Genomic DNA, 2,588 nt, shown 5'->3' on the forward strand with positions numbered 1-2,588 from the left:
TGTATCAAGACTATCTCCATAAGGCAAAAAGCAACGGCTTTAAAACCGTTGCTTTTTTGCGTTAGTCAGAGGGGTTTCTGTCCCACTCCCGCAAGGCTGATTAGGCCCTCTTCCGAGCTTGAAAAGCGAACGATTGGAGTTTGCTTCGCAAACAAGATTTAGTATTCTCTAACAGCATACAATGCTGTTAGACCCAATCAGCTACTGCGTCAAAGGCATTTTGCTAACCAAAGTCAATGAGGCTAGACTTTTGTCCCAGCCTCGTCTTTTTTTGTTTGCCTCCGAATAAATAAGTAGGAGGAAGGCTATGTTTACGAAAAAGCACTACCGGATGCAAGTGGACTTTAGGGATTGTGGAGTGGCTTGTTTGGCTATGATTTTAGATTATTATGGGTCAGACTACTCCCTGGCCTATTTACGGACGCTAAGCAAGACCAACTTGAACGGAACAACAGCCTATGGCCTAGTCAAGGCTGGTCAAGAGTTGGGGTTGGCCTGCCAACCCCTGAAGTTGGATCTGGAGCAGTTGCAGGAGGCAGTGGTCCAGAATCCGGCCCTGGTCCATGTCATTAAGGAGGGAAAGTTTCCGCATTATTATGTCGTTTATCAGGTCACAGACACGGCGGTTTTTCTAGCGGATCCAGATCCGCAAGTTGGCTTGGTCAAACGATCTCATGCGGAGTTTCTTCAGGAGTGGACGGGTGTTGCCCTCTTTTTTGAACCGAGGTCTGACTATCAACCCAACCAACGGCGGGAGGCGACATTTTGGTCCCTCTTGGCCTTGCTTTTTCAGATGAAGGGGTTATTTTTCCTGATAGTCCTAGTAAGTCTTGGTCTAACCCTGCTGACCATCCTGTCCTCCTATGGTTTGCAGTGGATTGTGGATGGTTACCTGCCCCAGGGGCGGATGGAGGCGATTAGTCAGTTGAGCTTGTGGCTATTAGTGGCAGCCCTGTTGCAGGCCCTCCTTCAATTCTGCAAGCAGTATCCTTTGTTGCTTCTGGGTCGCCGGCTTTCCTTAAAGCTGTTGGAGGACTATCTGAGCCATGTTTTCGGCTTGCCACTCAGTTTTTTCGCAACCCGCCGCAGCGGTGAAATCCTTTCCCGCTTTACAGATGCCAATCAGATTATTGAGGCCTTGGCCTCACTGGGCCTGACCCTGCTGTTGGATGGTCTAACTCTGGTCAGCCTCAGTTTGGCCCTGGCCTGGCAGTCTCCCCAGCTCTTTTTGCTGGCTCTAGTTTTGGTGCCGCTGTATACCCTCTTGTTTTTTGCCTTTCAGAAAAAATTTAAGAGCTACCACCAGGATCAGTTGGAGGCGGGCTCCCAGCTATCCTCTAGTTTGATGGACCACATCAAGGGGATGGAAACCTTGAAGGCATTGGGGCTTGAGGACGGAGCCCTGGCTCAGAATAAGGGCTATTTAGAAAGTTTTTGGGACAAGGTCTGCACCTACAGTTGTGCAGAGCAGCTGCAGTTGGCGCTGAAAAGCGCCCTGCAGCTCGGGACAACCGTTGCCATCTTTTGGTGGGGATCGCGCCTCATCTTAACCGGGCATCTGAGCCTGGGTCAGCTCTTGACCTTTACCAGTCTTTTGGCCTATTTTACAGGTCCCTTGGAGAATCTGCTCCAGATTCAGGTACAGGTCCAGAAGGCCCAGGTGGCCTACCAAAGGCTACAGGAAGTTTACCAAGTCCCTTTGGAGGGCCAGCAGGGACTCGAGACGCTTACCGGGACTCAGGGAGTTTTGCGGCTAGACCAGGTCAGTTTTGCCTATGATTACGGCAGTCCCTTGCTCAAGGATCTGACGCTGGATATTCCTCCGGGGCAGAAGCTGGGAATCCTGGGGCTTTCGGGCTGCGGAAAAACCAGTCTGGCTAAATTGTTAGTTGGCTTTTACCAGCCCTTGGAAGGCCGAGTCCTGTTGGCAGGTCAAGACCTGTCCTGCCTCCATCCGCAGGAGCTGCGACGACAGGTCCAGTATGTGGCTCAGGATGCCGGACTTTTTCAAGGAACCCTGCGGGAGAATCTTCTCTGGGCTGCAGCAGCTGAGACAGCAGAAGCGGATTTATGGGCAGCTTTGGAGTTGGTGGAGGCGGTTGCCTTTGTCCAGCTGCTACCCTTGGGTTTGGACACGCTAGTGGGAACGGATGGGACTGCCCTGTCGACAGGGCAGATCCAACGGCTGGTTCTGGCTCGTAGCCTCTTGACCGGGGCCTCCTGCTTGATTCTTGATGAAGCGACCAGTCACCTAGATCCCGAAACAGAGGAACGCGTCTTTGACCGCCTGCTGGCTCTGGACCAAACCCTGATTGTTATCACCCATCGCCTGGAGCTGGCTCAGAAGTTAGAGCGGATCGTGGTGCTCGCAGATGGTTGCTTAAAAGAGACTGGGGAGAAGGAGGCAATTAATCTGGGACCAGAATCTAGTTTTTAGTTGCTAGATCCAGAACTTTTTGTCAGAATGGTAGTAGAGCTGAGACCCCTCTTGGATATCTCGTGGTTGAGAGGGTGAGCTTTTCGAATTGGGTTTGTGGTGGACACCGCGGACGAGAGCTTAAAACTACAGTGGGAGTGGGGTCGGGAGG

Annotated in this window: 1 protein-coding gene; it reads left to right on the plus strand. The window is 51.9% G+C overall.

Features of this window, described 5'->3' with window-relative positions:
* Positions 1-307: 307 nt before the first annotated feature.
* Entirely contained in the window at positions 308-2,437 is a 2,130-nt protein-coding gene (locus N4310_RS08135) for a peptide cleavage/export ABC transporter (RefSeq protein ID WP_262092777.1), read from the plus strand.
* Positions 2,438-2,588: the final 151 nt, after the last annotated feature.

The organism is Streptococcus danieliae (assembly GCF_025447695.1).
In the GTDB taxonomy this organism is placed as follows: domain Bacteria; phylum Bacillota; class Bacilli; order Lactobacillales; family Streptococcaceae; genus Streptococcus; species Streptococcus danieliae.

Excerpts from the sequence above, each read along its gene's own strand:
- N4310_RS08135 (WP_262092777.1), top strand. The coding sequence starts at position 308 with ATGTTTACGAAAAAGCACTACCGGATGCAAGTGGACTTTAGGGATTGT.